Origin of the sequence: Bacillus sp. FJAT-14266, from assembly GCF_001719225.1 — a bacterium.
Classification (GTDB): Bacteria; Bacillota; Bacilli; order Bacillales; family Bacillaceae; genus Bacillus; species Bacillus subtilis.
This window is the reverse complement of record NZ_CP017072.1, coordinates 495,859-518,498: the sequence shown is the minus strand read 5'-3', so window position 1 is coordinate 518,498 and position 22,640 is coordinate 495,859. Positions and strand designations below refer to the sequence as shown.

The window sequence follows — 22,640 nt, the reverse complement described above, 5'->3', positions numbered from 1 at the left end:
TCCCGCTTTTTAGCGGGATGTTTCTTGTAATGACCCGAACGGCAGGTTCAGCTTTTGAATCCGCATGACAAATTCCCTCAGATCCTCCTGCTTCGACACCATTGAGATTCTGACATGCCTTTTTCCGTTGCTTCCAAAAATTTCGCCCGGTGTGACTACGACATGGGCATGCTCCAGCAAATAATCGGAAAATTGGTGAGATGTCTCAAACGTATTCGGAATTTCAGCCCATACGTAAAAGGTTCCTTTTGGCTTTTCCATCTTCCAGCCCAGTTCCTTTTCACAAAGCGCCGTAAAAAAGTCAATTCGTTCCTTATAAATTCGTTTCAACGATTCCGTATGCTCCGGATCTCCAGAAAGCGCCGCACTCGCTGCCTGCTGCAGCCCGCCGAACATGCCGACAAATACATGATCCTGAAATTCATTGACGGCCTGAATGATCCTTTCGTTCCCAACCGCAAACGCCATTCTCCAGCCGGCCATGTTAAATGTTTTTGAAAATGAATAAAGCTCTGCTCCGACAATTTTGGCATCCTCTGCCTCAAGAAAACTGGCCGGTTTTTGATCGAATTCAAACGCTCCGTATGCAAAATCATGAATCAAATGGATGTTATGCTCTTTCGCAAAAGCAGCAGCTTTTGCATAAAAAGCCGCATCAGCCACAGCTCCAGTGGGGTTGTTCGGATAGTTTAAAAACATAAGCTTCGCTTTTTCCAGCACGGCTGGATCAATCTTTTCAAAATCCGGCAGATAGCCATTTTCTTCATACAGCGGCATTTCGTAAAGCTCAGCTCGCGCCATCGTAATCCCTGATAAATATTCAGGATAGCCTGGATTCGGGACTAAAGCGATGTCTCCCGGATTGAGCAGGCATTGTGTCAGCACATACAATCCGGCTTTCCCGCCTCCGAAAAGCGCGACTTCCGTTTCAGGATTGATTGTCACTCCGTATTCCCTTTTATAGAAAGCAGCGATCGCTTCCTTTAAAAAAGGATAGCCCCTGAAAGGGCCGTATCCATGAAACGAAGGATTCAGAGAAGCCTCCCGCAAAGCCTCCACAATATGCGGCGGAGTGGGAAGGTCAGGGTTCCCCTGTCCGAGATTAATGATATGGGCTCCCGTTTTTTCCATTTCCTTTACCTTTTGAAAAACGAGAGAAAACTCCTGCCTTGGAAGTGTCTTGATGACATCGGACGGTGTTATTTCCATCTAAAAGACTCCTTTTTGCTCCGTTTTGTTATCCCGTTCTAAAAACGATTTGTTGACGAGCTTCGTATGCAGAAACAAACCGCATACGATCACGACAATCAGCCCCATAATGACCGGAGCGCTTAGGATGTTAATGAACATTGAACCAATAGAAATGCATAATCCGATAGACGCTTCGGCCACTGAAAAAATGCGCCCTTGAATCTGGTTTGCCGCATTTTCCTGAACCTTCACTTTTGCAAGCACTTCCCCGTATTCCATCGCGATGAAAAAGAGGATCGCCGCGATGACAGAAACAGCGAAAATCGGCGTGAATAAAAACAGCGCCAGTGAGACAATGGATAAAACGGTAAAGTACGTCAGGCCTCTATTGTTGTTAAAGCCCCATTTGCTGACAAGCACCGCTCCGATAAAGCCGCCGAAGCCGATGCAGAACGTGAGAATAAAGTTGCCGATTTCCCCGTCACCCAGAAAGCGGCTGACAATCGGAAAATAGCTGTACACAACTCCCCACAGCAAAGCCATTGTAATCATCGTAAACATGGCGTTTAATACGAATGCATTGGTTTTGATTTCCTTGAGTCCTTCCTTAAAAGACTGAAAGGCCTCTTTAATGTTTTCAGATTGAATCGGCACAAATTGTAGCTTGATACGGCTGATAAAAAATGCCGAAACCAGGTATGTCACACCGTTAAAGGCAACAGCCAGCTCTACAGATCCACCTAACAGAAAGAGCCCTCCGGCAGCCGCCCCGACGATAATGGAGATGGTTGTCGCTTTTGCAAATAACGTGTTGATGCTTTTAATATCTGATTCCAAGGACGACATGACAGCGAGACGGGCGGGATTAAAAAACACGCCGCTTCCATAAGAAATAAACAGCAGGGCCAGAAAAATCAGCGGATACTCGCCTTTTGGAAGAAATGTGAGCCCCAAAAAGATGATGCCTCTGATGATATCCGTCCATAGCATGATCTTAATTCTGTCTAACCGGTCGACCAGAACCCCCAAAAACGGCTGAAACACCATCGGAATGCTTCTGACCACGATGACCCCGGACGTCACCCAATAATCGTGATAATATGTAGACAAAATGAGCAGGGCAGGGAGAACACAATAGTCTCCCATGAACGATAGCGCCTGCCCGTAAAGCAAGTATTTAGAGTTGGGTTTCAGCTGTTTCATACTGGCAGCACATACTTTGCCGTCAGCTTCGCATGCTGCTGAATTTGTCTGATTGATTCAGCCACATCCTGTGAATTACTGCCTTTCAGTTCAAATGCAGCAATGGAATTGAAAGCTTCAAACAATGTCAAATCAACTGAAGTGCCTGGTGCTGCGGCCGAAAAAGAAACGATTTCAGTATCCCCTTTTAAAAGCCCGTCCGGAATATCGATCGCTTCAATGACCAAATCCTCAGCGGTTTCTGGAATCTGGCCATTTTGTTTGAAATGCTGCGGGTACAAATGGCAGTCGGCGACATAGTAAGGCTCTTGATCCAATAATCCGTCCGGCAGATCGGCATCTTTTCCGAAACAGAGGACATCTAATAATAATTGCGCCATATCAAGGCCGAAAACCTTTTTAATGTTAGGGATCATATTCCAGCCGGCAAATCTGGCTGCCGATTCAATTAAACCCGGTTCTCTGTTTTTCATTAGCTTGACCTCTGTATGTGTTGCGCAATTTTGCAGGCCAAGCCCTTCATTTGCCTTTTTGGCAGCTTCGACAATTTTCTTTTTTGCCTCTTCATCCAGAATGGACGGCGTAATGTGGGATGTCTCTGTAAACCCGATTTGCGGCGTTTTATCATGAATGGCGATCGGGAAATACTCACCGTCAGCCATGATGCCTTCTATACTGATATAGTCGGAGTACCCTTCTGTTTGATACCAGTCTCCGTACTCACCCTGTAAAAATTCTTCAGCGATAAACGGCGCTTCAAACGTAACCGCCTTTGGCACGTTAATTGATTTCAGATAGTCATTGACTCTGTTAAATTCATCTTCTGCCGTCTCAGTGTCCGTAATCAGCGTTACACCGATAGAACTCGCTAAGTATGTAGGCTTTAAGATAAGAGGTGTGCCGATCTCTTCAAGAGCAGCACGGAAATCTTCAAGAGTTGTGACTCGTTTGTTTTTGATCGATTTGACTCCGGCCTTATTAAAAGCGTCCCTCATTTTATTTTTATCTCTGGCATTTTCGGCTGCCTGCACGCCGGCACCTCTCAAGCCCAGACGTTCACAGGCTTTCGCCATCGGAGCAATGAATAATTCATTGTTTGTTGTGATGGCATCCGCCCCAAACATTTCGGCAACCTTGACGATTTGCTCGACGACCTCTTCCTCAGGCTTGTTATGATCCTCATGCGCCCAATAAATGGAGTCAGGATGCTCAAAATCAGCTAAACTCTTAAAATAGTCTTTATCTTTTACGACCGCGACCGAGTATTTTTCAATCAATGCTGCATGGGAGGCTGTAATTGCAAAAGGTCTTGGAATAAAGCTGACCAGGTTATATTTTTCAGCAGCGCTTTTATAAAACATGTGCGGCGGGCAGCCTCCAAGATCAGCGATGACCAATACTGTTTTTCTCTCCATATGTAAAACACTCCTTCTCTATTGTGCGGTGTATCCTCCGTCTGCGGTGATGGCGCTTCCGGTCATATAGCTTGATAAATCCGAGGCTAAAAACAGCATCACATTTGCGATTTCTTCAGGTTTCCCAAGCCTCTGCAGCGGATTTACCTTCGCTTTTTCTTTTTTAATCTCTTCAAGTGTGCCTTCATTATTTTCAAGGAATGATTTTTCATTCAGCGGTGTGTCGATGATCCCCGGGCATACGCAGTTCACCCGAATTTGATGTTTCGCATAATCAACGGCCATTGATTTAGTCAGCTGCAAAACCCCGCCTTTGCTGGCGTTATAAGCAGGAATATCAGGCCATGCCACGAGTCCGCCGACAGAGCACGTATTAATGATGTTGCCCTTGCCGGCGGCCAGCATATGCTTGAGTGCATGTTTGCTCATTAAAAACATGCCGGTCAAATTGACTTGCACCACCTTGTTCCAATCGCTGAGCTCCATCTCGTGAATAGGCGCCACGATTTCGATGCCTGCATTATTAATCAAGACATCGAGCCCGCCAAATGTATGAACCGCCGATTCAACTGCGTGCTGGCAGGCAGCTTCGTCTGTGATGTCCGTTTGCACAAAGTGCAGCCTGTCATTATTTTCTTTTCGTACCATTGCTTCTCCCTGCGCTTCGTCAATATCCGCCACAACCACATTGGCCTGCTGGCCCAAAAAAGCCTGAACCGCAGCATAACCAATGCCTGATGCGCCTCCTGTTATGAGGACGGTTTTATCGGTGAGGTTCATGATCATTCATCCGCCTTCATTTTTTTTGCTTTTGCTCTGTTGTAGCGCGGCGGGAAGAAGATATTAATCGATTTTGATTCTTTTTCCGAACGGTTGATGGCACCGTGATCTTCGCGAGGCTCACAGAAATAGGCTGTGCCGAATTTCATCTCGACTGTGCAGCCTTCGACCGTCATGTCATAGCCGCCGCCGATGCAGATGCCGATTTGTTCATTCCGATGTTTATGGAAAGGCATTTCTCCGCCATTTCCAGGGATTTTGGCAAGCATAATTTCTACCCAATCCTCAACAAAGAACGTGACTTCCATGCCCGGCAACAGGTCTCTTGTTTTGAAAATATCCAAAAAGTAGTCCTCAGGACTTGTATATGTTTCATCAGCTTTCAGCCGCTTGATATCAATAGCAATCACTTCTTGGTCTGTGTCGTTTCTTGCCCCGTGAGGCACATGCGGCGGCGCGATATAGGCAGATTCCAAGGCTGTCATTTTTCTTGTCACATCTCCGACAGTCATCATCAGCTCGCCAGAAACGACCATGCCGATTTGGACCTCCTTATGCTGATGGGGTTCAACATTGGTATGCGGCGGGACGTAAGACATTAATACTTCAGTATCCCCTCGTACGGTTGAATACTGCCTCACTCCGTTTTCCCATTCAATTAATTTCGGTGTCGGGAAATAAAGCTCCTGCATATCTTCTTTAGTTTTCATCATCAACGTCTCCTTTTCCAAATAATGACCAGCTCATTGGAATGCTTTTGAATGTTTTTACAAAGGTTAGCCCGTACTTTTGCCGTGCAAGCTCATTGGTTAAGGCAATGTCATACAAACCTTCTTTTACTTTTCTTGCGGCTTGACTGGTTGAATTGACTAGTTTGAAACGAACATCTTTGCGGGTAAAATATTTTATTAAATTAATAGGTGAGGGATGTGAAACAATAACAGATGTATCAAGCATATCGTCTCTGAATTCAAAATCAGGACGAACAGCCAGGCCGTACATCGGTGTATCGCACCTGAAGATCTGCAATAGCTGCAAATCCGGCCTCATGTAGAAATGCTTAATGCCATCGTAAGCATGTGGGACGATGGTATATTCCAGCGGGCTTTGGAGCGTCCTTTCGATGCATGATTCAAAAGTATCATGCAAGGACAATTTACTGTTCAGCCCTTGTAGAAGAGTAAAATTGGAAATGAAATGCTTTGCTGCGTACTCACTGCTTGTCCCCTCAGGGCCGAGCGTGTTGACTGTAATGAGTTTGGATAGTGAATCAGTTCTTTTTTTTGTCTGAATGCTATTATCCAATATAATCATGAGCACCAACCAATCTTTTAAAATTTTAAGTAAATTTTATCCAGCGGAAATTGAACTGTCAATGTTTTTTGAAAATATTGATAATTATTCCCATACAAACAAAAAAACCCTTTAAAAAGGGTTTTTAATTATAGGAATTTAGAAACTTTGTTTATTGAGATAAGGACTGATCGGCCTTCTGCTCAAGTTTGCCGTACTTTTTATATGCGAATACACTGAGCACAAATCCGAGGACTGTGATGGCTGCGCAAATCAATCCGACAGCTGCATAGCCGTATGCCACATAGACGGGTCCCATTAAAGCAGAACCTAATGTCACGGCCAGATTCGAGGCGAGGCTGTAAAACACCATGACTTTTCCGCGATGACGCTCTGAGCAGTCACTCAAAATGGTGCTGAGCAGCGTCACCGTCAAACTTTGCATTAATCCCCAAATAAATAGGCTGGCGATTAACAGAAACATAGACGCCGGCGCATATGGTAAACACGCCAGCAGAACGCTGATGACCCCCAGCGCAATCAAAAGGGAGCGCATTTTTCCGATGCGGTCGGCTATCTTTCCTGTAATCACACTCATGGAAAACCCGATTCCATAAATCATGATAAATAAGCCCGCAGCCGTGTTTCCTCCGGTAAAAACGTCCTGAAGATAGGTGCCTAAAAAGGAATACATACCGTAAAAACCAATCATATTACAAAAGGTTATCGTGATATAAACAGGTACACGAGGGACTTTCAGCGCATCCCGGAATGTTCCTGCCGGCTCTTCTATTTCTTCCTTGCCGCTGTTTTTATGTTGGGCATGGCGGCGCATTTCAAGGAGAATCAGCAGGACAACTAAAACGCCCATCAAGGCGAAAATCCAAAACGTCCATCTCCAATGCAGGACGCCGCCGATAAATGATCCGAGCGGCACTCCGAAAATCAGCGCCAGCGACCAGCTTGAAACGATCAGTCCCATCACCTTGCCCCGGTATGTATAAGGGACACGATCACCGACAACTGCGTAAGCGGTCGGAACAAACGCTCCCGCAGCCAATCCCGAAAGCGCCCGGCCTAAAAAGAAGAAAAAAATATTTTGAGCTAAAGCGCATATCACCGTTCCTATGATAAAAATCATAAGCCCGGCCAATAAGCTCAGTTCTCTGGAGTATTTATCGCCTAATGGAACCAAAAGCGGCGCACCGATAAAAATCATAACGCCGTAAATACTAATAGATAACGCAAGGACGCTGACATCTGAGCTGAAGGCTTTTGCTAAATCCGGCAGCAGCGGTGAGATCACAAGCTCTTCAGATCCGGCTGCAAAAACCCCCATCGTTAAAGCCAGTGCCAACAATAACGGAAAATGATGTTTTGTTTTGATGTCATTGTTTTGATTGCTGTTCATTCTTTCTCAAACACCTCTTCCATAATCTTCTTATCATAAAGTTGTATTATAGTTTAGCATTGTTTTTTCACTATTTACAATTCGAACGAAATATTTATAAGTTTTATTATTTTCATTTAAATCCCATTATACATTTCTATATTCCATTCTAAAAATACATGAGGATGTAACACGTAAAAAAAGCTCTCCGGCCTCCCGGAGAGCTTTTTCTATTGCGCCTCTGTCTGCTTTTTTTCAATCGGTTCATGATTTATACGCTTTTTGATGCTTAGATGATAGTATGCATAACAGAAAATAATGATCGGCACACCGCAGTATAAGCCAATTCTTTGATCCGGAATGAAAATAAGGCTGATCAACACGCAGCCATATAAACAAAATCCGAGAATCGGGACTAGCGGATAAAGCGGCGTTCTGAACTCCAGATCATTCACATTTCCGCCTTCTGCCAGGAAACGTCTGCGAAAGAAAAATTGCGACGCACAAATGGACATCCATGCGACAACTGTGACCATGCCCGAGATTGAGATACACCATAAATACACTGTTTCTGCGGCCATGACACTTGTCAGCAGCGAACAGCCTGAAATGCCTAGCGTAATCAGCAGAGCATTCATCGGCACGCCTTGTTTTGTCAGTCTGGTGAGAAAGGATGGACCCATTTGATTTGATGAAAGTGACCACATCATACGCGACGCCGCATACAATCCCGAATTAGCAACAGATAAAATGGCTGTTAAGATGACAAAGTTCATGATATCTGCCGAAAATGGGATGCCGATTTGATCGAGTACCGCTACAAATGGGCTTTCAATCACCCCCGCCGTTTTGTACGGAAGGATGGCAACCAAGACGAACATAGCGAGCACAAAGAAAAACAGCGTGCGCCAAATAACATTTCGAATGGACTTTGGCAGTGTTTTTTCCGGGCTTTCACTTTCCCCTGCCGCAATGCCGACAAGCTCCGTTCCTTGGAACGAGAAGTTTACCATGACCAGCGTAAACATAACGGCCAGCACCCCATTAGGGAAAAGCCCTCTATCAGTCATAAAGTTAGACAAAAAGGGTGTTTCCTGTCCGCCTTTAAAGTCAATCAAGCCAAACACAGCGGATCCGCCAATCACAATAAATAATATGATCGCCGCCACTTTGATGCTTGAAAACCAAAATTCCATTTCCGCAAAGCTTCTGACAGAGAGCGCATTAATCAAAAAGATGACGATGCCGAACACAAGGCACCATATCCAGATCGGAACGGAGGGCAGCCACCTTTGCATCAAAATGCCTGCTGACGTCAGCTCTAACCCCACTGTATTCGCCCAGCTGAACCAATACAGCCAGCCAATCATAAAGCCTGTCGACGGTCCCAGAAATTTAGTGGCGTAGGCCTGAAACGATCCGGCCACCGGCATGGCAACAGCCAATTCTCCTAAACAAAGCATGACGAGATACATTAAAAATCCGCCGATGATATAAGCGGCAATGGCGCCGAGCGGTCCCGCCTGGCTAATGGTAAAGCCAGAGCCTAGAAACAGCCCAGTGCCAATCACCCCTCCCAAAGCAATCATAAACAAATGCCTGCTTTTCATGCTGCGCTGCAATTCATTTTTATGATTCTGCATCATCCTTCCCCCTTTGGTTCTTTTGCCGTGATGGTCATCCGGTAGCTCTGCAAAAGGTGAACGGTGGTTTGCTGTATGAGGAGAGGCAATACATGAAATGTGTACGGTTTATAGACTCGTTCTGTCCATTTATGGCCGTCTTTTCCGTACACACCCATATTAATGGATGGAATATTCAGCTTGCGTATATCTTTGAACGGAATGGTCCCAATCATATTCCACCCAGGAAAGTTCCTGATAAAAGAATCAATTTCGCCATCGGTTTCGTGCAGTGATAAAAAACTGCCGTCTGCCAAGTAGGGGAAAAACTTTTTGAAGACAAATGTTTCGCCTGTCGATTCAGCGGTTTTGTCAGCCGCTTCTTTAATCACATGCTGCAAAAGCTGATCTCTTGCGCTATCTTCTTTCAAATAGTTATGCGGCAGGTAAGGAGGTGCGTAAAATAGAATGACTTTTGCGCCTTGATCGGGGTCAAGCTTTTGAAGCTCTTCGATTGCCTGAAAGCATCTCATGCGAAGTTCAAGGTGCTCGTTGGCTTTGAATGTCTGCTCGATACACTGCTCGGGATCTATTCCCCGGTTTCTCAGCTTTTCTAAGTATTGCTCCAGGCTATACACTTGAATGTCCCATGATAAATGTTTCTTTGGCAGGTTGGCTCTTTTTGCATATTCTTCATAATAATCTGATAATTTTTGTTCTATCTCTCGGCATGGTTCCTCAGTGACTTCAATAAGCAAATCCATCATTTCTTTTGCTGTTCTTTCATAAATAAAACAATTGAAATACAAGCTGGTGCTGACAGCCGTTTGCACATTATAGGATTCCTTGTTATCACGCTGATACAAACAGGATGGTGGCAGAACCAACTCCCCTTCAACCTTTTCTGCCAGATGGATGTTATTGTGGAGACGGCTTGTGATTTCAGATGAAATGAAATTTGGGTCAATCCCTGCCAGTGTATCGCCAACATGGACTTCACGCCCGTAAATGTAAAAGCAAGGCAGCAGTTTTCCCGCGGCTCCGGTATAGATATATCTTGTCTGATCACCATCGTAAAGCGGGGTAATAAAATCCGTATTAATAGCGGCCAAATAGTGAAGCTGTTTTTCTTTTTTTAACCGGTTCAGCTCTGAAATGCTGGCGAGAATGCCCGAATGCTGGCTCTCCTCATCGGGATTGGCCATAAACAATACATTTCCCGGCAACGTCTCAAGGTTCTCCGAAAAATGCAGGAGATTGGCTAAATGCACGGCGATGCCGCTTTGCATATCGACAGATCCTCTTCCGAACATCCAATCGCCTGATTTGGCATCCCGCTGAACATCCTGATCGAACTCATAGCGGCTGAAATACTCGGCCAATTTCTCACAATCAAAAGCGATATCCTTTAAAGGGCCGAAATCTTCAATTCCAACTGTATCCAGATGGGCATGGTAAATGACTGTATTTCGGCTTTCTCCATGTCCTTTAATAAACGCAAAAATATTTTTGCGATTGTATGGGTCATTGGGAATGGCCTGTTCCCACACATGACTGGGGTTTTGCTGAAAATAAGGATAGCTCGTGATCACTTCTTTGATGAAATCTGCTTTTGTCCCTTCTCCAACGGTGCCGTTCACGCTGCTGAGGCTGACCAGAGATGCTGTCAGCGCCTCCACTCTTTCAGCCGGATTCATGTGACTGATTTTTGTATACTGCATAAATTGTCCTCCTGATCAAAAAGTTGAAATCGTGCGATCCGCTAAAGAATCGCACGATTTTATTTCTCTCAAATCAAAAAGCTTCGGACGTTGTTTTGGCTTGCATATGAAGAATTAAGTAATCGGGACCGCCTGCTTTTGAGTCTGTTCCTGACATATTAAAACCGCCGAACGGCTGATAGCCGACAATTGCTCCGGTACATCCCCTGTTAAAATATAGGTTTCCGACATGGAAATCCTCGCGCGCCCGTTCAATGTGCGCACGGTTTTTCGTCAGAAGCGCACCTGTTAATCCGTATTCCGTGTTATTGGCAATCTCCAGCATATGATCGAAATCACGCGCTTTGCAAATCGCAACAACCGGGCCGAAAATTTCTTCCTGCATCAAGCGGGCGTTTTCATCAACATCTGCAAAGATCGTCGGCTGAATAAAGTAGCCTTTTGAATCATCGCCTTCTCCGCCGGCCAATAGCTTGCCTTCAGATTTGCCGATTTCAATGTATTTCATCACTTTGTTGTAGGATGCTTCATGAATCACGGGACCCATATACGTATCAGGATCTTCTGGATTGCCGACAGTCAGCGTTTTGGTCAGCGCCACAGCTTTTTCCACCACATCATCATACACATCCTGATGGATGACCGCGCGGGAGCCCGCAGAACACTTCTGTCCTGAATATCCAAATGCTGAGTACACGATAGAGGATGCAGCAAGGTCAAGATCAGCGTCCTTGTCGACAAGCACTGTGTCTTTTCCGCCCATCTCAGCAATTACCCGTTTGAGCCATTTTTGGCCCGGCTGCACTTTGGCGGCTCGCTCATAAATCCGGCAGCCGACTGCACGGGAACCTGTAAATGAGACAAACCGTGTTTTCGGATGCTCAACTAAGAAGTCACCGATCTCCGCTCCATCTCCCGGAATGTAATTCAGAACGCCGTTTGGCAGACCCGCTTCCTCCATGACCTCGACAAATTTTGCTGCCACTACCGGGGCTGCGTCAGCCGGTTTTAAGAGAATCGTATTTCCTGTCACAATCGCTGCCGCCGCTGTTCCCGCCATAATCGCGAGCGGGAAGTTAAATGGAGAAATGACGATGCCGACACCAAGCGCTTCGTAATGATATTGATTGAACTCGCCAGCACGGCTCTTCACCGGAGCCCCTTCCTTGAGCTTTAACATTTGGCGCGCATAGAACTCTAAAAAGTCTATCGCTTCAGCCGTGTCCGCATCCGCTTCCTTCCACGGTTTTCCCGCTTCCTTCACAAGATAGCTTGAAAATTCATGCTTTCTTCTGCGCAAAATAGCCGCTGCCTTAAAGAGAATATTCGCGCGGTGCTCCGGTCTTTGTTTTTTCCAGGAATCAAATGCCTGCAATGCGGCTTGCATCGCTTTTTCAGCAAGCACTTGATCCGCTGTAGACGCGTACCCAATGATCTCTTCTTTATTTGCCGGGTTAATGGAAATGATTTTGCGGTCCGTTTCAATTTTTTCTCCATTTATGACAAGCGGATAATGCTTGCCGAGCTGAGTGTTTACAAAGGCCAATGACTCCCCAAATGCAGTTTTATTCTTTGCTTCCGTAAAATCGGTAAATGGTTCGTGCGCGTATGTGACTGTCATATGTAGTCCCCCTCGTGTTATGAAATATATCTTCGCATATGAATAAAAATGCAAGAATCATGCCATTTTCTTGTCTTTTGCTGAAAAAACTTGTTGAATCGAACAGAAATTTGTCTAACAGGTGATCACCTTTCTCTTTTTCCGATCTTGAACGCAAATTTATTTTGCGATTTTTGCTCTTTACGCAAAAAACAAATGCAAAATTATTTTGCGGAGGCTTCTCAAATTACACCCATCCGCGGAAACGCGATGCTTCTGCCGATTTTCTGATGCCCGTCATGTAAGCCGCCAAACGCATATCCACTTTATGTGTTGCCGCTGTCTGATAAATTGTTTCGAACGAGCTGACCATGACGCTTCTCAATTTTTCTGCAACCTCTTCTTCCGACCAATAATATCCTTGGTTGTTTTGCACCCATTCAAAATAAGAAACCGTGACGCCGCCGGCACTCGCCAGGATATCCGGCACAAGCAGCACGCCTCTTTCATTCAGGATCTTAGTGGCATCAATGGTTGTCGGGCCGTTCGCCGCTTCAACGACGATTGACGCCTGAATGTTATGTGCGTTTTTGGCTGTGATTTGATTGGAGATCGCAGCAGGCACTAAAATATCGCAATCCTTTTCAAGCAGCTCCTCATTTGTGATGACGTCAGTAAATAAGTTGGTGACCATACCGAAGCTGTCCCGTTTATCGAGCAAATAAGGAATATCAAGGCCGTCCGGGTTGTAGAGCCCGCCATTGGCATCAGAAATCCCGATCACCTTCGCGCCCGCATCGTGCATGAATTTGGCCAGGAAGCTACCCGCGTTTCCAAAGCCCTGTATGATGATGCGCGCGTTTTGCAGCTTGATCCCTTTTTTCTTCACCGCCTCTTCAATACAAATCGTGACGCCCTGTGCCGTCGCCGTTTCCCGTCCTTGCGATCCTCCCAAAACAAGCGGTTTACCTGTAATAAAGCCCGGAGAATCGAATTCCCGCAGCCGGCTGTACTCATCCATCATCCACGCCATAATCTGCGAATTTGTGTATACATCTGGAGCTGGAATATCCTTTGTCGGACCGACGATCTGGCTGATGGCACGGACATATCCCCTGCTCAGCCTTTCCAGTTCTCCAAATGACATTGTCCGCGGATCACAAATAATACCGCCCTTCCCGCCGCCGTAAGGAAGATTGGCAATCCCGCATTTGAGCGTCATCCAAATGGATAATGCCTTTACTTCCTCTTCATTAACTTCTGGATGGAAGCGAACGCCCCCCTTTGTCGGACCGACAGCATCATTGTGCTGTGACCGGTAGCCTGTGAACACTTTGACGCTCCCATTGTCCATTTTGACCGGAATGCGGACAGTGAGCATTCTCTGCGGCTCTTTCATGAGTTCATACATATCTCCCGGATAACCCAGCTTCCGAAGGGCTTCCTTAATGATTGTTTGGGTAGACAGAAATAAGTTAAGAGCTTCTTTTTCTTCATCTTTCGAGACTTGCTTTGCTGACATCTTTTTCACCTCATTGTTTTTTTGGCCGGCCGTAATGTAAGCGCTTTAAAAAATCGGCCCGCCAATTCCTTTCTTCATTGGATTCACCCTTATCATCATGCAAGATCCGTACCAGCTTTTGAATCCACAAAAAAGAGACTGAAAACATCTCAGTCTCTGACTACAAATCTATCGATTAACGGGGATCAATCACCAGCTGCGTTTCAGCATAAAAACTGCCGATTCCCAAACCGTTTACTACATCGCCTTTAATCGTGTAAGTGCCTGCGCGCGGAAGGGTTTTGCGCACCATGACGAGGTCAAATTCGGATGCGCCTAACAAATCAAGCGTAAGCGGGAGTCTGACTGTTTTTCCATCGTTTAAAATCTGTGTTTCTTTCAGTGTTCTTCCATTCACTGAATCTCTTGTCGTAGCATGAAACCCGTCAGGAAATTGAAATTCTACCGCTCCGAGAGAAAGCACCGCATTTGGTTTATATGTCACTTCAATATCAGAAGTGGTCCACTCTTTTGTGCTGTTAATTGTTTTTGCCTCGATTGATGCAGACTGTGCATGAGCTTGGCCCGAAGGAAGTAAGATTGATAGTAAAACAGCTGAACAGATGAATAATGAAGATACGAATGAAGTTCTTTTTAGCATGACATTTCCCCCTAATTGATTGTTGAAATTTGGCCAGAGCGTCCTCTGCAGAAAAAGCGCTTTTTCATAATTCGCGAATTACCAGTTCTTTTTCTTAAAAATTAATCTATCATCATTTTCCATGGAAGTAAATGTTTTTTAAGGAATATTAACACTTGGAATTCAATGAGAATTCCTTCCTGTTTATACAAGGTTCAAATGGACGATTCCCCTCTCTTTTTCTAGTAACATCTGCCTGACATTTTCTATCTTTTATCCTATTTTAAAAAAGGGCAAAAAAAGTCGAAGATGCCTCTGCTCTTCGATTGATCACGTTCCTATTTTTATCTGAATTCAGTGTTCCAGTTAAAACCGATCGTCTCATCATCCCACGGAATTCTTTTTTCATCAGGCTGATCCGGGTTATACGACATGGTGGTAAAATAGATAATTGTCAGCGGCGTCTCTCCCAGCACTCTATATCCGTGAGCCACCCCTTTTGGGATTAATAACAGCATCGGGTTGTCTTCGCCCATATAATAGACGTCCGTTTCTCCTTTTGTCTTTGAATCCTCTCGAAGATCGTATAGGACAACCTGAGCGTGGCCGGTTGGGAAGAACCAGAGATCATCCTGCTTCTCATGATAATGAAATGCCTTAATCACACCCGGATAGCTTTTCGACCAAGAGGCCTGCCCAAAATGCTCAAGGAGGTTCTCATCGTCCCGGACCAGCTCAGCAAAAAAGCCTCTGTCATCGCTATGCTTCATCAATTTTTTCACCTTGACTCCATCAATCACACGCACTGCTCCTTTCCTGCAAATACTCTCGTAACGCTTCCCGCCAGTGGCGGGGGCGGATGCCGGCTTCTTCAATAGCCCGATGGCTCAGCACAGAGTATGCCGGACGGGGCGTTTTGTTCCCGTATTCCTCTGTCGTTACAGGCAAAATGGCTGTTTCCAGCCCGCTTTCTTCCATAATTGCCGTCGCAAACTCATACCAGCTGCATATGCCTGAATTGCTGACATGATAGATGCCCGGCGGATGGCTGAACAGTTTGATGACCGCTTCTGCTAAATCCTTCGTATAAGTCGGCGAACCAATTTGATCGCTGACAACCCGAAGCTCTTGTTTCGTTTCAGCAAGCTTCAGCATGGTTTCAACGAAATTACTGCCGCCATGTCCGTACACCCACGATGTTCTGATGATCGTGCTGTCTTTTGTCGTTAATCGTATCAGTTCTTCTCCGAGCCTTTTGCTTTTGCCATAAATGGTTTTCGGATCGAGGGGATCGTCTTCCCTATATGGCTGGGTTCCTTTCCCATTGAATACATAGTCCGTGCTGATATGAACATATTGAGCTCCGATGCGGGTTGACTCAAGCGCTGTATAATAAGCGCCGATTCCGTTAATCAAGTACGCTTTATCAAGCTCTTTCTCGCATTGATCAACCGACGTAAACGCGGCGCTATTGACCACGATATCCGGCTGATAATGGCCAAACGAATGCCGTACTGAGCGCTGGTCAGCAATGTTCATCATCTTCTTTGTTAACGCAATGACCTCATATCCGGCTTGCTTCAGCTGGCGGCATAGTTCCAAGCCAAGCTGTCCTCCCGCCCCAGTCACCAATACCTTTGTCAATCAGATCACCTTCTCATCGGTCATTGTCTGTATACCACTGAATCGTACGCGCAATGCCTTCTTCAAACGTCACTTCCTGCCGCCAGCCCAGTTCATTTTTCAGCTTAGATGCATTGATCGCATAGCGCCGGTCATGCCCTTTTCGGTCTTCCACGTGGGCGAACAATTCCTCACAGCCCAGATGCTTCAAAATGGCACTCGCCAGCTCTTTATTCGTGCGTTCATTTCCGCCGCCGATGTTATACACCTCGCCGTCGGTCCCTTTTTCTAAAATCAGCTTGATCGCGCGGCAATGATCCTCCGCAAACAGCCAGTCTCGGATCTGGAGTCCATCGCCATACAGCGGAACAGGCAGGCCCTGCTTCGCATGACGGATAATCGTCGGAATCATTTTTTCGCTGTGCTGATAAGGTCCGTAATTGTTGCTGCATCGTGTAATGATGGCCGGAAGCTTGTGGGTTTTCACATAAGACAACACGAGCAAATCAGAGCTTGCTTTGCTGGCTGAGTATGGGTTATTAGGAGAAAGCGGCGTCGTTTCTGTAAACGCGGGATCATCCGCTTTTAAATCCCCGTATACCTCATCTGTTGAAATATGAATCAGCTTCTTGGCTTTTCCTTTCAAGACCGCTTCCGCCAATCGGTATGTCCCCATGACATTTGTGGTGATAAACGGCTCCGCTTGGGAAATGCTTCTGTCCACATGCGATTCTGCTGCGAAGTGAATGACGCCGTCGTAGGTCTCGTCAAACGCCCGGTCGATATCCTCCTGAACGCTGATGTCCCCTTTTACAAAGCGAAAACGGCTGTTTTGCTGTAATTTTTCCATTTCCTCCGGGTGGCTGGCGTACGTCAGTTTATCTAAAACGGTAATGCGCGCATCCGTTTCCCTCAGCATGAGCTTTGTAAACGTGAGCCCGATGAAGCCGGCCCCGCCTGTAATTAAATATGATTTTGCCATCACTTTTCGTCCTGTCCTTTCCGTAGAGCCTGGTGTACAAGCTGGGAAGCGAGATAAAGCGATTCGTGAGTTCCGGCATCTACCCACCAGCCTGATAACACATCATACGTAAGCTGGCTGTTTTCGATGTATAGATTATTCACATCGGTGATTTCCAGCTCGCCGCGCTTTGATGGTGATATTTGTTCAATATATGAAAACACCTCTGCATCATACATATAAATGCCGGTAACACAAAGGTTGGTCGGTGGCTGTTCGGGCTTTTCGATGATGGAACGAATCCGCTTGTTTTTCTCATCAATCTCAGCAATCCCGAAACGTTCCGGGTCATCAACTTCTTTCAGAAGCACTTTTGCTCCTTTCCCCTGCTGTTCAAAGCGTTCTGTATAAGGCTTTAATGAATCTTCAAATATATTATCACCTAATAATAAAATGAAAGACTCTTTTTTCGTAAAGCGCTTTGCATAAGACAGCCCATCCGAAATGCCCGATGCTGCCGGCTGTACTTGATAAGTGATAGTAACGCCAAGCTCTTCCCCGTTCCCAAGCAGTTTGTAAAATTGCGGCATATGCTCCTTTTGGCTGATGAGTAAAATGTCTTTTATTCCGGCTTCCTCCAGCTTCATAATCGACCAGTATATCATCGGATACGGGCCTACAGGAAGCAAATGCTTGTTGACGGCTTTCGTTAAGGGCATAAGGCGTGAGCCGTTTCCTCCGGCTAAAATAACACCTTTCACATTAACACTTCCTTACATGCATTTTTATATCTCTTGTTCATATAATTCTTGAAGAATAGCTGTTACCCGCATAATGCCTTTGCCATCCACGAGCGGCCTTCCTCCCTTGTGCAAAGAAAGGCGAAGAGGATAGCTGTTCATAATGCGCGACATCTGATAGATGAGTGTTTCATCCGGTACAAGCTCACCTAAGCCAAGATCAAGAGCGGCGCCTTGGTCAGCAAATGTTTTGGCTGTAGCCGTTTGATGCTCAACCTGAGAAAGAACAAGGCACGGCACGCCGATGCAAATGGCTTCATATAGAGAGATGCCGCCAGCGACAATGGCTGCGTCCGCTTGTTTCATCAAACCTGCCATATCATTTGTCTGTTCGATCATCTTGTACTGCGGCTTCTTTTCGATCCGCCTTCGGACTGCCTCTTGATGCGGTGAAGCGCTCCCCATCACAAACATTATGTTTTTGTCTTTTATGTCGGGGACTTGATCAGCGGCAGCCAGCACTTTAAAAATAAGCTGCTTCGGATCACTTCCTCCTAATGCAACAAGGATATTGCGGCAGTCTTTCTTAAGTGTGTAATCCTCTCTTGCGGCCTGAAAGGCGGGGTGAAGAATAAGATAGTCCGGACCTTCATAGATGCGTGTGTTTCCCTGAACGTACACCCTGCTTCTGATGTCACCGTAAATTCCGTTAATGACTGCGTCACTATATTGAATTGATTTACCGTTTTTCTCTTCAAAAAGAACAATTTTCGCATCTGTCTCCGTCTTTATTTTCTTTAACAGCTCTGCAGGCGCGCCTAGAATATCAAACAAAAGCAAATCAAGCTTCTTGCTTTTTATTTCCCGGAGAATAAATTCGTGCTGCTGCAGCTCCGGCTTTACGATGACACGCCAATGCTCTTCATGAAGAAACGCTTCAGACTCCTGATTCGTATAAAACGTAATCAAGCATCGCTGTTTGAGCCCCTCCGCAAGCCTCTTCATCCGGACAACATGGCCCATTCCCTTTTCATAGCCGCCGTCTGCGAAGATCCCAACATGCATGGCTAGTCAGCCTCTCGTTCGATTGCCGCATCGGGATTCCGGTTCAGAAGGGTGATAAGCTCTGAGGCGGATACATCGGGGCGCTCGCCTGCTTTTTGATAGAGGGCCTTTATCGATTCATAGTCTTCCTTTGTATCAATAGTCAGCCGATATTGAGGGGCGCGAAATCGTTCCGGCGCCTCTAAAAACTGAACACGATAAAGAGCTGGATGATTCCTTATATATAACGTGACATGCTCCTGATATTGATCCTCCAAATCCTGAATACGGCTGATGTCAATTAACAGGTTGGCGTTGACCACTTCGCCGCAAATCCCTAATGGGGCATTCAGGATATACGTATAATCCGACCCTTGATCAAAATGCGCCTTAATCATTACATCGAGCAGCTCCGGATCGACAAACGGATTATCACCCGTTAACCGGATGATGACTGACGGTTTAACAGCTTCTATGACCTTCACAAACCTATCGAGGACACGTTCTTCGCTCCCGCGGAAAACACGAAAGCCTTGTTTGATACAGTGCGCCTCTAATATGTCGTCAGTTTCTTTGTCAGACGTGGCGATGACAAGATTATCCCGATCCTTTTGGTAAAACGCGCTTTTCCGGACACGGTGAACGAGAATGTCAAGTAAACGATTCGATCCGAGCGGCCGAAGCACTTTTCCCGGAAGCCTTGTTGAACCCATTCTTGCCTGAATGATAAAGAGAATATCATTCATGAAACGGGCTGTCCTTCAGTAAAATGTCATCCCAGATAATGCCTGTGTCGGCCGGAATGTCTCTTACAGCCCGAACACCGCTGGTCAGCAGTTCAAAAAATCTCGGGTGCAGCCCCTGCGGCTTTTGTCCGGGCCGAAGCACTGCGATATTGTCTTCACTAAAGGCTTCACCTTTTTGAATCGGAGCTGTTGTAAAAATGCCTCTATATGCAAAATTTCTGATTTCTCCTTCGATGGCGGTCGTTGTTTTGTATGAACTGCCAAGCAGTTTTTCAGAGACCGGCTTTGTGATCCCCTGTTTCAGCTCAGCTTCCGTTTTCCTGATACCATCGACCATTTCTTTCAATTCATCCGGATTTAATGCAAACGAGTGGTCGGCACCCGGCAGATCTTTATCGATCGTAAAATGCTTTTCTATCAGTTTTGCTCCGAGCCGAACCGCGGCACATGGCGCTTCTGTCGGATGCTCGCTATGATCGGAGAAGCCGATTACCGCCTCAGGAAAAGCGGCGGCAAGCATCGGAATGACGCTGAGGTTGCTGTACTCCGGCGGTGCTGGGTATTTCGCCACACAATGCATTATTGCAATTTGATTGTTTCCCTCTGCCCTGATGGTGCGCCAAGCTTCGTGAACATCAGAGATTTCAGCTCCGGCTGTCGAGAAAATCATCGGCCTGTTCAGCCGGGCGACATATTTGAGCAGCGGGAGATGGTTAATTTCATAGGATGCGATTTTAAAAGCGCTCGGCGAGGTAGACTGAAGCAGATCAGCTGACCCCTCGTCACATACCGTACTTAAAAAGATCACCTGCTTTTCGCGGCAGTAATCCAATAGCGGTAAAATCCACTCAGCAGGCATTTCCATAGATTGAACCAAAGAAAAAATAGAGACGTCCTTGCCCGCTGCCGTCTTGTACAAACCAGGATCTTTCTGGTACATCCTATCAGCTTGGAACATTTGAAATTTCACGGCATCCGCTCCCGCTTCCGCCGCGGCGTCTATCAGCGCAAAAGCCTGATCAAGCTTCCCGTCATGATTAATCCCCGCCTCAGCAATAATAAAAACAGGAGCGTCTTTGCCTACAGTTTTATTCGCGATCTGAAACGCTGCCATTATCTCGCCTCCTTGCCCGGCCAAATATGATAATAGTAATACGATTGTTCAGCGGTGAAGCCCATTCGTTCATAAAGGCGGATCGCCCTTACATTGTGAAGCTGCGTCCCCGCTGTTACCGTTCTATGCTTCTGGGTCTCCGGTTGTTCTATGAGATTCGCCAATAAATGAAACGCAATACGTTTCCCTTCAAATCCCGGCTTTACAGCCATCAAATCGAGAATGCACTCATCATCTCTTGATAAGCCCTGAAGATAGCCGATGACCTCGCCATTGTGTTTAGCGACAATATTGACCGCCGCCCTTCCATTCAGATTGTTTCGTGTCCACTCCTGAAATATTTTGTTTGCTGCATCGCGGCTGAGATGAGGATCCTGAAAATATCTGCTTTTTGTAAACGAGTCTCGGGCCAGCTCACATATCGCTTCTGTGTCTCCGGGCTCAGGCGGTCCCAGTTCAAAAAATGGCGGTGTTTTGTCATAAAAAGACGGAGGCATCGCCAGCTTCAGCAAACTCCCGACAAAGTAAGAGGATGGCTGCTGCTGTATCACATGCGCGGCTCCGATATCTTCAGCCGGAACACGGACAAAGATAAAATCCGTTTCATCCATTTGGCGTACAGTATAAAAAGCTTCAAACAGCCTCTTTAGCTGCCCGGTACTATTTGCCGCAAGAAGTTTGACGTTCATGACTTTCTTCTGAAGCACCTTGCTTTCCCACAAAGAATCTTCGTAAAGCAATACGCCTTGGAGCCTGCTGTTTTCAAAAAGGCCGAGGGAAAATTGATACGGAACATCCAGTGTAAGCTTTCTGCTTTGGAGAAATTCCTCAATTGCCTCTTTGGAGACATTTTCTTTTACCGTATACACTTAATCAGCCCCTTTTACGATATCCCGCACAGCTTCAATGACATCATCTACATCGTCGTCAGACATTGATGGATAGAGCGGGAGAGAAAGGGTTCGTTTATAGTAATTCATGGCATTCGGAAAGTCCGCTTCCTTATATCCAAATTGCTTTTGATAATACGGATGAATGTGTACTGGAATAAAATGAACGCTAGTGCCGATATTGTATTTATCCTTTAAAGCCGTAATCATTTCGCTGCGCGTAACCCCGGCCTTTTTTTCATCAACTTGCAGAACATATAGATGCCAGGCGTGCCTGCCGTCATCATGGACAAACGGCGTGATCAGTCCCGGAATCTGCTGAAAAGCGGTTTGATAGCGGCCGGCAATCTCTTCTCTCCGTTTCTGCATATCATCCAGCCGTTTCAGCTGATGAAGTCCGAGGGCCGCCTGCAAATCAAACATATTCATCTTATAGCCGGGCGATTCGACTTCATAGTACCAGCTGCCATTTGAAGAATAACGGTTCCATGCGGCTTTACTCATGCCGTGAAGGCTTAGCACCCGGATCTTATCGGCAAGCTCCTCATCATCAGTCGTCAGCATGCCGCCTTCCCCTGTCGCGAGGTTTTTGGTGGCGTAAAAGCTGAATGCCGTTGCATCCCCGATAGAACCGATCATTCTTTGCTTATAAGTCGTATATACCGCATGTGCCGCATCCTCCAGCACGAATAAACCATGATTTTGGGCAATAGCCAATATTGCATCCATATCGCAGGACTGCCCGCCAAAGTGGACGGGCACAACTGCTTTCGTTCGCGGTGTGACGGCCGCCTCAAGCTTTACCGGGTCAATATTGAGCGTGTTTTGGTCAATATCCGCAAACACAGGCGTCGCTCCCGTATGAATAATCGTATTGGCAGTCGAGCTGAACGTAAGCGGAGAGGTAATGACCTCGTCCCCGGGCCCGATCCCTTTTGCTTTCAAAGCCAAAAATAAAGCTGCGGTACATGAATTTACCGCCACGGCGTGCTTCGCCCCGACAAACGCGGCAAACTCTTTTTCAAACTGCTGAACCTTCGGGCCTTTAGAGAGCCATCCCGATTCAAGCGTTTCTGTAACCTCCTGAATTTCTTCCTTACCGATTAACGGCAATGAGTAAGGGAGAAAATGATTTCTCTTTTGCACCATTTCTTTGCGCTCCTATC

Annotated in this window: 21 protein-coding genes; all 21 read right to left on the bottom strand. The window is 46.1% G+C overall.

The genetic code is table 11. The features are described from left to right. Positions 1-9 precede the first annotated feature (9 nt). Complete coding sequence (gene bacF, locus BGM23_RS02745) at positions 10-1,209, bottom strand: transaminase BacF (RefSeq protein WP_029726227.1); 1,200 nt, start codon at positions 1,207-1,209, stop codon at positions 10-12. Next, positions 1,210-2,394 carry a bacilysin exporter BacE gene (gene bacE, locus BGM23_RS02740; RefSeq protein WP_029726226.1) on the bottom strand — a complete coding sequence of 395 codons (1,185 nt, stop codon included), beginning with the start codon at positions 2,392-2,394 and terminating at the stop codon, positions 1,210-1,212. It abuts the gene before it with no gap. Next, complete coding sequence (gene bacD, locus BGM23_RS02735; protein ID WP_015250972.1) at positions 2,391-3,809, bottom strand: alanine--anticapsin ligase; 1,419 nt, start codon at positions 3,807-3,809, stop codon at positions 2,391-2,393. The genes bacE and bacD overlap by 4 nt, the downstream gene beginning before the upstream one ends. An 18-nt stretch (positions 3,810-3,827) precedes the next feature. After that, entirely contained in the window at positions 3,828-4,589 is a 762-nt protein-coding gene (bacC, locus tag BGM23_RS02730) for a dihydroanticapsin 7-dehydrogenase (RefSeq protein ID WP_029726225.1), read from the bottom strand. Positions 4,590-4,591: 2 nt separating this feature from the next. Further along, positions 4,592-5,299: a 3-((4R)-4-hydroxycyclohexa-1,5-dien-1-yl)-2-oxopropanoate isomerase gene (gene bacB, locus BGM23_RS02725; RefSeq protein WP_003244300.1), complete on the bottom strand. Its 708-nt coding sequence runs from the start codon at positions 5,297-5,299 to the stop codon at positions 4,592-4,594. Beyond that, on the bottom strand, positions 5,289-5,903 hold the full coding sequence (gene bacA, locus BGM23_RS02720) for a prephenate decarboxylase (protein WP_009968341.1): 615 nt from the start codon (positions 5,901-5,903) through the stop codon (positions 5,289-5,291). The genes bacB and bacA overlap by 11 nt, the downstream gene beginning before the upstream one ends. Before the next feature lie 151 nt (positions 5,904-6,054). Next, positions 6,055-7,293, bottom strand: a complete 1,239-nt coding sequence (locus tag BGM23_RS02715; RefSeq protein WP_003242790.1) for an MFS transporter — start codon at positions 7,291-7,293, stop codon at positions 6,055-6,057. Between the two features lie 209 nt (positions 7,294-7,502). Then, the gene (locus tag BGM23_RS02710) at positions 7,503-8,915 is read right to left on the bottom strand and encodes an amino acid permease (protein WP_029726224.1); all 1,413 of its coding nucleotides are present in this window, start codon (positions 8,913-8,915) and stop codon (positions 7,503-7,505) included. Further along, on the bottom strand, positions 8,915-10,615 hold the full coding sequence (locus BGM23_RS02705) for a M20 family metallopeptidase (protein ID WP_046664006.1): 1,701 nt from the start codon (positions 10,613-10,615) through the stop codon (positions 8,915-8,917). Before BGM23_RS02705 ends, BGM23_RS02710 begins: the two co-directional genes overlap by 1 nt. Before the next feature lie 73 nt (positions 10,616-10,688). Then, positions 10,689-12,236, bottom strand: a complete 1,548-nt coding sequence (pruA, locus tag BGM23_RS02700; RefSeq protein ID WP_029726222.1) for an L-glutamate gamma-semialdehyde dehydrogenase — start codon at positions 12,234-12,236, stop codon at positions 10,689-10,691. 226 nt (positions 12,237-12,462) lie between these two features. Next, entirely contained in the window at positions 12,463-13,737 is a 1,275-nt protein-coding gene (gene rocG, locus BGM23_RS02695; RefSeq protein ID WP_003227482.1) for a glutamate dehydrogenase, read from the bottom strand. Positions 13,738-13,912: 175 nt separating this feature from the next. Continuing rightward, positions 13,913-14,377: a biofilm surface layer hydrophobin BslB gene (gene bslB / locus BGM23_RS02690; protein ID WP_029726220.1), complete on the bottom strand. Its 465-nt coding sequence runs from the start codon at positions 14,375-14,377 to the stop codon at positions 13,913-13,915. A gap of 323 nt (positions 14,378-14,700) precedes the next feature. Continuing rightward, on the bottom strand, positions 14,701-15,156 hold the full coding sequence (locus BGM23_RS02685; protein ID WP_003242881.1) for a dTDP-4-dehydrorhamnose 3,5-epimerase family protein: 456 nt from the start codon (positions 15,154-15,156) through the stop codon (positions 14,701-14,703). Continuing rightward, positions 15,149-16,000, bottom strand: a complete 852-nt coding sequence (rfbD, locus tag BGM23_RS02680) for a dTDP-4-dehydrorhamnose reductase (RefSeq protein WP_015250965.1) — start codon at positions 15,998-16,000, stop codon at positions 15,149-15,151. The genes BGM23_RS02685 and rfbD overlap by 8 nt, the downstream gene beginning before the upstream one ends. Before the next feature lie 13 nt (positions 16,001-16,013). Continuing rightward, positions 16,014-16,961, bottom strand: coding sequence for a dTDP-glucose 4,6-dehydratase (gene rfbB / locus BGM23_RS02675; protein ID WP_029726219.1), 948 nt, complete (start codon positions 16,959-16,961; stop codon positions 16,014-16,016). After that, complete coding sequence (locus BGM23_RS02670) at positions 16,961-17,701, bottom strand: sugar phosphate nucleotidyltransferase (RefSeq protein ID WP_014478328.1); 741 nt, start codon at positions 17,699-17,701, stop codon at positions 16,961-16,963. Before BGM23_RS02670 ends, rfbB begins: the two co-directional genes overlap by 1 nt. Before the next feature lie 24 nt (positions 17,702-17,725). Further along, the gene (locus tag BGM23_RS02665; RefSeq protein ID WP_029726217.1) at positions 17,726-18,745 is read right to left on the bottom strand and encodes a PseG/SpsG family protein; all 1,020 of its coding nucleotides are present in this window, start codon (positions 18,743-18,745) and stop codon (positions 17,726-17,728) included. 2 nt (positions 18,746-18,747) lie between these two features. Next, positions 18,748-19,470 (bottom strand): glycosyltransferase family protein, encoded by a 723-nt coding sequence (locus BGM23_RS02660; protein ID WP_029726216.1) that lies wholly within the window; start codon positions 19,468-19,470, stop codon positions 18,748-18,750. Then, positions 19,463-20,584: an N-acetylneuraminate synthase family protein gene (locus tag BGM23_RS02655; protein ID WP_029726215.1), complete on the bottom strand. Its 1,122-nt coding sequence runs from the start codon at positions 20,582-20,584 to the stop codon at positions 19,463-19,465. The genes BGM23_RS02660 and BGM23_RS02655 overlap by 8 nt, the downstream gene beginning before the upstream one ends. Further along, positions 20,584-21,453, bottom strand: a complete 870-nt coding sequence (locus tag BGM23_RS02650) for a GNAT family N-acetyltransferase (protein WP_029726214.1) — start codon at positions 21,451-21,453, stop codon at positions 20,584-20,586. The genes BGM23_RS02655 and BGM23_RS02650 overlap by 1 nt, the downstream gene beginning before the upstream one ends. After that, positions 21,454-22,623 carry a DegT/DnrJ/EryC1/StrS family aminotransferase gene (locus BGM23_RS02645; RefSeq protein ID WP_014481249.1) on the bottom strand — a complete coding sequence of 390 codons (1,170 nt, stop codon included), beginning with the start codon at positions 22,621-22,623 and terminating at the stop codon, positions 21,454-21,456. Positions 22,624-22,640 lie beyond the last annotated feature (17 nt).

Bases quoted from the DNA above. Each gene is read 5' to 3' on its own strand.
- BGM23_RS02715 (WP_003242790.1), bottom strand. From the start codon at position 7,293: ATGAACAGCAATCAAAACAATGACATCAAAACAAAACATCATTTTCCG.
- rfbB (WP_029726219.1), bottom strand. From the start codon at position 16,961: ATGGCAAAATCATATTTAATTACAGGCGGGGCCGGCTTCATCGGGCTC.
- BGM23_RS02645 (WP_014481249.1), bottom strand. From the start codon at position 22,623: ATGGTGCAAAAGAGAAATCATTTTCTCCCTTACTCATTGCCGTTAATC.
- bacB (WP_003244300.1), bottom strand. From the start codon at position 5,299: ATGAAAACTAAAGAAGATATGCAGGAGCTTTATTTCCCGACACCGAAA.
- BGM23_RS02660 (WP_029726216.1), bottom strand. From the start codon at position 19,470: ATGAATGATATTCTCTTTATCATTCAGGCAAGAATGGGTTCAACAAGG.
- bacE (WP_029726226.1), bottom strand. From the start codon at position 2,394: ATGAAACAGCTGAAACCCAACTCTAAATACTTGCTTTACGGGCAGGCG.
- BGM23_RS02710 (WP_029726224.1), bottom strand. From the start codon at position 8,915: ATGCAGAATCATAAAAATGAATTGCAGCGCAGCATGAAAAGCAGGCAT.
- bacC (WP_029726225.1), bottom strand. From the start codon at position 4,589: ATGAACCTCACCGATAAAACCGTCCTCATAACAGGAGGCGCATCAGGC.
- rocG (WP_003227482.1), bottom strand. From the start codon at position 13,737: ATGTCAGCAAAGCAAGTCTCGAAAGATGAAGAAAAAGAAGCTCTTAAC.
- BGM23_RS02665 (WP_029726217.1), bottom strand. From the start codon at position 18,745: ATGCATGTTGGGATCTTCGCAGACGGCGGCTATGAAAAGGGAATGGGC.
- pruA (WP_029726222.1), bottom strand. From the start codon at position 12,236: ATGACAGTCACATACGCGCACGAACCATTTACCGATTTTACGGAAGCA.
- bslB (WP_029726220.1), bottom strand. From the start codon at position 14,377: ATGCTAAAAAGAACTTCATTCGTATCTTCATTATTCATCTGTTCAGCT.
- bacD (WP_015250972.1), bottom strand. From the start codon at position 3,809: ATGGAGAGAAAAACAGTATTGGTCATCGCTGATCTTGGAGGCTGCCCG.
- bacA (WP_009968341.1), bottom strand. From the start codon at position 5,903: ATGATTATATTGGATAATAGCATTCAGACAAAAAAAAGAACTGATTCA.
- bacF (WP_029726227.1), bottom strand. From the start codon at position 1,209: ATGGAAATAACACCGTCCGATGTCATCAAGACACTTCCAAGGCAGGAG.
- BGM23_RS02705 (WP_046664006.1), bottom strand. From the start codon at position 10,615: ATGCAGTATACAAAAATCAGTCACATGAATCCGGCTGAAAGAGTGGAG.
- BGM23_RS02655 (WP_029726215.1), bottom strand. From the start codon at position 20,584: ATGGCAGCGTTTCAGATCGCGAATAAAACTGTAGGCAAAGACGCTCCT.